At 74.6% G+C, this 6,648-nt stretch carries 6 protein-coding genes and 1 other RNA gene; 3 read left to right on the top strand and 4 right to left on the bottom strand.

Features of this window, described 5'->3' with window-relative positions; all coding sequences use genetic code 11:
* Positions 1-88: 88 nt before the first annotated feature.
* Positions 89-1,084: an ArsR family transcriptional regulator gene (locus ABD343_RS24795; RefSeq protein WP_344531532.1), complete on the bottom strand. Its 996-nt coding sequence runs from the start codon at positions 1,082-1,084 to the stop codon at positions 89-91.
* 58 nt (positions 1,085-1,142) lie between these two features.
* Here ABD343_RS24795 and ABD343_RS24790 point away from each other — a divergent pair, with 58 nt between their 5' ends.
* Complete coding sequence (locus tag ABD343_RS24790; RefSeq protein WP_344531531.1) at positions 1,143-2,348, top strand: MFS transporter; 1,206 nt, start codon at positions 1,143-1,145, stop codon at positions 2,346-2,348.
* Between the two features lie 77 nt (positions 2,349-2,425).
* The gene (locus tag ABD343_RS24785) at positions 2,426-2,863 is read left to right on the top strand and encodes an SSI family serine proteinase inhibitor (protein WP_344531530.1); all 438 of its coding nucleotides are present in this window, start codon (positions 2,426-2,428) and stop codon (positions 2,861-2,863) included.
* A gap of 54 nt (positions 2,864-2,917) precedes the next feature.
* Here ABD343_RS24785 and rnpB read toward each other — a convergent pair.
* Positions 2,918-3,334: RNase P RNA component class A (gene rnpB, locus ABD343_RS24780), an RNA gene on the bottom strand.
* A gap of 69 nt (positions 3,335-3,403) precedes the next feature.
* Between rnpB and ABD343_RS24775 the strand changes: the two genes are divergently transcribed.
* On the top strand, positions 3,404-4,279 hold the full coding sequence (locus ABD343_RS24775; protein WP_344531529.1) for a bile acid:sodium symporter family protein: 876 nt from the start codon (positions 3,404-3,406) through the stop codon (positions 4,277-4,279).
* 109 nt (positions 4,280-4,388) lie between these two features.
* On the opposite strand, the gene ABD343_RS24770 is transcribed toward ABD343_RS24775, so the two are convergent.
* Positions 4,389-5,567 (bottom strand): lactate 2-monooxygenase, encoded by a 1,179-nt coding sequence (locus tag ABD343_RS24770; protein ID WP_344531528.1) that lies wholly within the window; start codon positions 5,565-5,567, stop codon positions 4,389-4,391.
* Positions 5,568-5,638: 71 nt separating this feature from the next.
* A complete protein-coding gene (locus ABD343_RS24765; protein ID WP_344531527.1) occupies positions 5,639-6,484 on the bottom strand; it encodes a PhzF family phenazine biosynthesis protein in 846 nt (281 codons plus the stop codon).
* Positions 6,485-6,648 lie beyond the last annotated feature (164 nt).

Raw genomic sequence — 6,648 nt, 5'->3', positions numbered from 1 at the left:
ACCCAGGGGCGCGGGGAACTGCGCGAGCGACCACACTCAGCCCGCAAGTCTGCGGCGGACAGGTGGGGCAGCCCCTGCCCAGCCCTGCTCAGGCCTCGCCGTCCCGCTGGGCGGCGACCAGCGCCTCGCCGGCCTCCGTACGGTCGTACAGCACGGACCGGCCCGCCCGGCGCCGCCGCACGAGCCGGGCCTCCCGCAGCACCCGCAGGTGGCGGCCGACAGAGCCGAGGCCCTGGCCGGTGAGCGCCACGAGCTGCGTGGTGCTCAGCGGAGTGTCGAGCAGCACCAGAACGGCGGCCCGCCCACCACCCAGCAGCGTGCCGAGCGCACGCGGCGCGGGCACGCTCCCGGCCTCGGCGGAGAGCGCGCCCGCGCAGGGGTAGACCACCGCCGAGCGGTGCGGCGCGTCGGCGGGTTCCTCCCAGGAGACCCAGCCCGTGCTCGGCGTGACCGGGACGAACAGCAGGCGGGTGCCGGATATCTCGCGCGGCGGATACGCGTACGCGTTGATCTGGAGGCGGCTCCCGCCGAGCCAGCGCAGATGGGGGCGCATGCCGTCGAGGGCCGCCGCCCAGCCGCTGCGGCCGAGCCGCACCGTGCGCGCCACGACGTCGGCCTCGACGATCCGCCGCCGTCGCCGCCACGTCGGCCGCACCGTCTCGTGCCACACCCACTCCAGGACGCGCGCCGTGCGCTCCGGGAGGTCGTCGCGGCACAGCGCGGGCGGCAGCGGGCCGCCCAGCGAGACGGTGAGGTCGGCGCGCGCCGCGCCCGGCGGCACCCCGCGCACCCGCGCCACCTCCTCGGCGAACGGGGGCTCGTCGTCCAAGCCGCGCGGGGTGGGCGTGAGGTAGTCCGCGTTCCAGGTCCGGCCCAGCGCGGCCCGTACGAGCAGCGCGGTGACCGGGTCGTCGGCGAGCAGCGCGCGGTAGGCGGGCAGGTGCGTGTCCAGCCAGGCGCGCTCGCCGGGGTGCGCGCCCGAGGCGCGGTGGAGGACCTTCAGCGCCGCCGTCGCCTCGGCGAGCGGCGAGACGACGAACCGGCTGTTCGCGAGCGTGTCCGCGTCGACCTGCCACCACCCCATGTTTCGCCTCCCCGCGAAAGAGTAACGCCGGGCCCCGCGCGTCCAGAGCCTGAAGCCCATGCGCACCTACCACGACCTCTTCCGCACCCGGGAGTTCACGCCGCTCTTCCTCACCCACACCTGCCATGTGGCGGGGCAGACCGTGAGCGGACTGGCCCTGAGCACCTTCGTCTACGCCGCGACGGGGTCCCCGCTGCTGTCGTCGCTCGCGATGTTCGGCACCTCGCTGGCGCAGATGATCGGCGCGACGTTCCTGCTGTCGGCCGCCGACCGGCTGCCGCCGCGCGCCGCGCTCACCGTGCTCTCGCTCGCCTTCGCGCTCGGCACGGCGGCCCAGGCCGTCGAGGGGCTGCCGATCGGGGGGATCTTCGGGCTGCTGCTGGCCGTGGGCGCGCTGGCCTCGCTGGGCGGCGGCGTCCGGTACGGGCTGCTCAACGAGATCCTCAGCAAGGACGGCTACCTGCTCGGCCGTTCGGTCCTCAACATGGCCTCGGGCGCCACCCAGATCTGCGGCTTCGCGCTCGGCGGAGTCCTGGTCACGGTCTTCTCGGCGCGCGGCACGCTGCTCGTCGGCGCCGGGTTCTACGCCGCTGCCGCCGTCTGCGCCCGTCTCGGCCTCTCCGGGCGCCCGCCGCGTGCCGCCGGACGCCCCTCGGCCGCGGAGACCTGGCGCAACAACGCGCTGCTGTGGTCCTCCGGGCCCCGCCGCTCCGTCTACCTCGCGCTGTGGCTCCCCAACGGCCTGGTCGTGGGCTGCGAGTCCCTCTACGTCCCCTACGCCCCGCACCTCGCGGGTCTCCTCTTCGCCTGCGGGGCCGTGGGCATGCTCGCCGGGGACGTGCTCTTCGGGCGGTTCGTGCCGAAGGCGCGGCGGACCGGGCTGGCGGTGCCGCTGCTGGTGCTGCTGGCGGCGCCGTACGCGGTGTTCGCGGTGCGGCCCCCGCTGGGCGTCGCCGTGGTCGCCGTGGTCCTCGCGACCGTCGGCTTCGCCGCGAGCCTCGTGCTCCAGGAGCGGCTGATGGCGCTGACCCCGGACGAGCTGAGCGGCCACGCGCTGGGCCTGCACTCCTCCGGGATGCTCACGATGCAGGGCGTCTGCGCGGCGCTCGCGGGCACGCTCGCCGAGCGCACCTCGCCGGGAACCGCGATGGCGCTGATGGCCGGGCTCTCGCTCCTGGTCACCTGCGCGCTGGCACCGGGGCTGCGGCGGGCGGCGGTCTCCGCCGCGGAGGCGGAGCCGGAGCGGGAGCCGCGCCCCGCGTGACGTATCGGCGCGAAACGGGTTGATCAGGGAGTCGGACATTCGGTCCGGCCCCGGAACAGGACTCGGAGCACGCACACATGTCCCGTATCACCGCCACCCTGGCGCTGACCTTCGCCGCCCTGGCCTCCACCGTCCCCGCGGCACCGGCCGTGTCCCCGGCCGTCTCCCCGGCCCCGGACGGCGACCACCTCACCGTCACCGTCGCGCACACGGGCGACCCGGCGCTCGACGGCACGTACGAGCTGTACTGCCACCCCGCAGCGGGCGACCACCCGGACCCGCGTGCCGCCTGCGCCCGCCTCGACAAGGCGACGGGGTGGGGCAAGGACCCCTTCGCGCCCGTCCCCCCGAACACCCCCTGCACCAAGCAGTACGGCGGGCCCGCCACCGCCCACGTCACCGGCCGCTGGGCGGGCCGCCCGGTCGACGCCCGCTACGACCGCACCGACGGCTGCGAGATCAGCCGCTGGAACGACCTGGAGCCGTTCCTCCCGGCCACGAACTCCGTACGCTGACCCGGGCGGCCCCGGGCCTGCCCGGGGCCAGGGGCCGGGGGCCGGGGGGGGCGGCGGACGAGTCGGCTCGTAGGCCGGGTTCTGTCACCCGGGAGCCTCGCGGCGCCCGGCGTGGCGGCCATCCATCTAGGGCCGGTGTTGCCACCGGCCTCGTGCGGTCTACCCGCGAACTCGGGCGAGCAGCCCTCGAACGTCCGCGCAGGACCGTCATTTCGCGACCGGTCCCTCTTGACCTTGCTCCGGATGGGGTTTACCGAGCCGCCCAGGTCACCCTGGGCGCTGGTGGTCTCTTACACCACCGTTTCACCCTTACCGGGTGCCGTACGGATACGGCCCCGGCGGTCTGCTTTCTGTGGCACTGTCCCGCGGGTCACCCCGGGTGGGCGTTACCCACCATCCAGCTCTGTGGAGCCCGGACCTTCCTCGGCGGGCACCCCTGAGGGCACCCGACGCGGCCGCCCGGCCGGCTCGTCCGCCGTCCCGCCATCCTAACCGTGCACGACGATGGACTCTTCCGCCGCCCGCCCCCACCCTGTGCGCGTGGACTCGCCGCTGGTGACCGTCATGCTGCCCGCCGTGCTCGCCGTGATCATGCTGGGGCTCGGACTGAGCCTCACGGTGGACGACTTCCGGAGGGTGGCCGCCTATCCGCGCGCCGTCGCCGTCGCGCTCGGCTGCCAGCTCGTGCTGCTGCCCGCCGTCTGCTTCGGGCTGGTGCTGCTCCTCGGGCTGACGCCCGAACTCGCCGTGGGCATGATGCTGCTCGCCGCCTCGCCCGGCGGCACCATGGCCAACCTCTACAGCCACCTCTTCGGCGGCGACGTCGCGCTCAACATCACGCTCACCGCGATCAACTCCGTGCTCGCGGTCTTCACCCTGCCCCTCGTCGTCAACCTCTCGACGGCCTACTTCGACGTCGGCGACGGGCGCGAGGTCGGCCTCCGCTTCGAGAAGTCGGTGCAGGTCTTCGCCCTGGTGCTGGTGCCCGTGGCGGCGGGGATGTGGGCCCGCGCCCGGCGCCCCGCCTTCGCCGAACGGGCCGCGCGGCCCATGAAGGTGCTGTCCCTGGCGATCCTCGCGCTGATCATCGTCGGCGCGATCGCGGCGGAGGCGGGGAACGTGGGGGAGTACCTGGTCGACGTCGGGCTCGCGACGGTCGTCTTCAGCTCGCTCTCCCTCGCGACGGGATACGTCGCCGCGCGGGCGGCCCGGGCGGGGCACGCCCAGGCCGTCGCTGTATGCATGGAGATCGGCATGCACAACACGTCCCTCTCCCTCACGATCGCCCTCGGGCCCTCCCTCCTCGACAGCACGGAGATGGCGGTGCCGAGCGCGGTCTACGGCATCGTCGTCTACTTCACGGCCGGCGCGGCGGGCCTGCTGCTACGGCGCCCTCTCCCGGCGGGAGCCGCGTAGGGGCTGCCCCGTGCCGTGCATCGCGGGGTGCGGGAGCGCTGTGCTTGCTCGCGCAGTTCCCCGCGCCCCTGACGGGGCACCTCCGCAGGCGCCCCGAAGCAGCCCCTGGTCAGCGGTGCCAGAGGTCGTCGGGGGTCAGCTCTGACGGGGACCGATGGCCCGAGAGGGCGAGGGTGAGGTCCAGGTCGGCAAGCAGACTGCGCAGGACGTGCCGGAGGCCGTCCTCACCCGCGTGAGCGAGCCCGTACGCGAAGGGGCGCCCCACCAGCACGGCCCGCGCCCCCAGCGCCAGGGCCTTGAGGACGTCGGCGCCCGTACGGATGCCCGAGTCGAAGAGCACCTCCGTACGGGCGCCGACCGCCTCGACGACCGGCGGGAGCGCGTCGAGCGAGGCGAGCGCGCCGTCGACCTGGCGTCCGCCGTGGTTGGAGACCACGATCCCGTCGACGCCCGCGTCCACCGCGCGCCGCGCGTCGTCCGGGTGCTGGATGCCCTTCAGTACGATCGGCCCGTCCCAGTGCTCCCGCAGGAACGGCAGCCGGTCCCAGGACCTGTCCGTCCCGGTGAACATCGGCACCCAGCGCAGCACCGCCGCGTCCAGGTCCTCCTCCGGCGGCTTGGCGAGCCCCGCGCGGAACGCCGGGTCGGAGAAGGGGATGGCGGTGCCCACGCCCCGGATGAACGGCAGGTACGACTGGTCGAGGTCCTGGGGCCGCCAGGCCAGGGTCCAGGTGTCGAGGGTGACGACGAGCGTGGTGTAGCCCGCGGCCCTGGCCCGGCCCAGGATGCTGGCGCAGACCTCGTCGTCGTTCGGCCAGTAGAGCTGGAACCAGCGGGGGCCCTCGCCGTTGGCCTCGGCGACCTGTTCGAGGGTGTACGAGGACGCGGTGGACAGCACCATCGGCAGCCCGAGCGAGGCGGCGGCGCGCGCCGTGGCCAGCTCGCCGTCGGGGTGCACGATCGACTGCACGCCGACGGGCGCGAGCAGGACGGGCGTCGGCAGGGCGGCGCCGAGGACGGTGGTGCGCAGGTCGCGCTCCGTCGCGTCGCTGAGCATGCGCGGTATCAGCCGGCGCCGGTCGAACGCCTCGCGGTTGGCGCGGTGCGTGGCGCCGGAGCCCGCCGCCCCCGCGACGTACCCGAAGGCGCCGGAATCCAGGTGGTCGCGGGCCGAGGCGCCGAGCGCCGTCAGGTCGGTGGTGAACGGCGGGACGCGGCCCTCCAGCCCGTGGAGGTAGATCTCGTTCTGGTAGTTCGACCAGTTGGTCAGCTCGGGGGGCACGGTCACGGCAACCTTCTCCTGGACGGCGGGATCTCTCTGCGGACGGTGGTCCGCAGAGAGTCTGCCGTCCCTTCCGCTCAGGCGATACGGGCCGCCGTGCCCGAGACGTGCACGCGGGGGTCGCCGGGGCGCAGCTCGACGGTGAGGACGCCGGGGCGGCCCATGTCGTCGCCCTGATGGAGCGTCAGCCGGGCGTCCTCGGGGACGAGGCCGCTCTCGCGCGCGTACCCGCCGAAGGCCGCGGCGGCGGCGCCCGTCGCCGGGTCCTCGACGACCCCGCCGACCGGGAACGGGTCCCGTACGTGGAAGACGTCCGCCGACGCGCGCCACACGAGCTGCGCCGTCGTCAGGTCGAGCCGCGTCATCAGGGCCTTGAGCCGCTCGAAGTCGTAGTCGAGCGCGGCGAGGCGCTCGCGGGTGGCGGCGGCGAGCACGAGGTGGTTGTTGCCCGCGAAGGCGATACGGGGCGCGATGCCGGGGTCCAGCTCGTCCTTCTTCCAGCCGAGCGCGGCCAGGGCCTCGTCGAGGTCGGCGGGCTCGGGCGGCGCGCTGTGCGGCTCGACGCTGGAGAGGGTGGCGCGCGGGGCTCCGTCCTCGCCCGTCGTCACGGTGACGGGGATGGGGCCGGCCTGCGACTCGAAGAGCACGTCGCCGGGGCCGATCCGCTCGGCCAGCGCCACCGCCGTGGCGATCGTCGCGTGCCCGCAGAAGGCGACCTCGGCCTCCGGGCTGAAGTACCGGATCCGGAAGGTCCTCGTCCCCTCGGGGGAGGGGACGAGGAACGCGGTCTCCGAATACCCGACCTCGGCGGCGATCGCGAGCTGGGCCGTGTCGTCCAGGCCGCGTGCGTCGAGGACGACCCCTGCGGGGTTGCCTCCGGCGGGGGAGGCGGAGAAGGCGGTGTAGCGCAGCACGTCATTCATGCCACCCCCAACCCCGCCCTCTCACCCCTTGTTCCCTCAACGGGGGCAAGGGCTTGCCCCTCCAGGGGCGCGAGCCTGTGTTCGATCTGCGGCTCCGCCGCGTGGGCGCGACCGGTCACATCACACCGGGGCTTGCCCCTCTAGGGGCGCGGGCCTGTGTTCGA

Origin of the sequence: Streptomyces albiaxialis (assembly GCF_039530985.1) — a bacterium.
Taxonomy (GTDB): Bacteria; Actinomycetota; Actinomycetes; order Streptomycetales; family Streptomycetaceae; genus Streptomyces; species Streptomyces albiaxialis.
The sequence above is the reverse complement of the archived record's forward strand: the minus strand, read 5'-3'. Positions and strand labels throughout refer to the sequence as shown.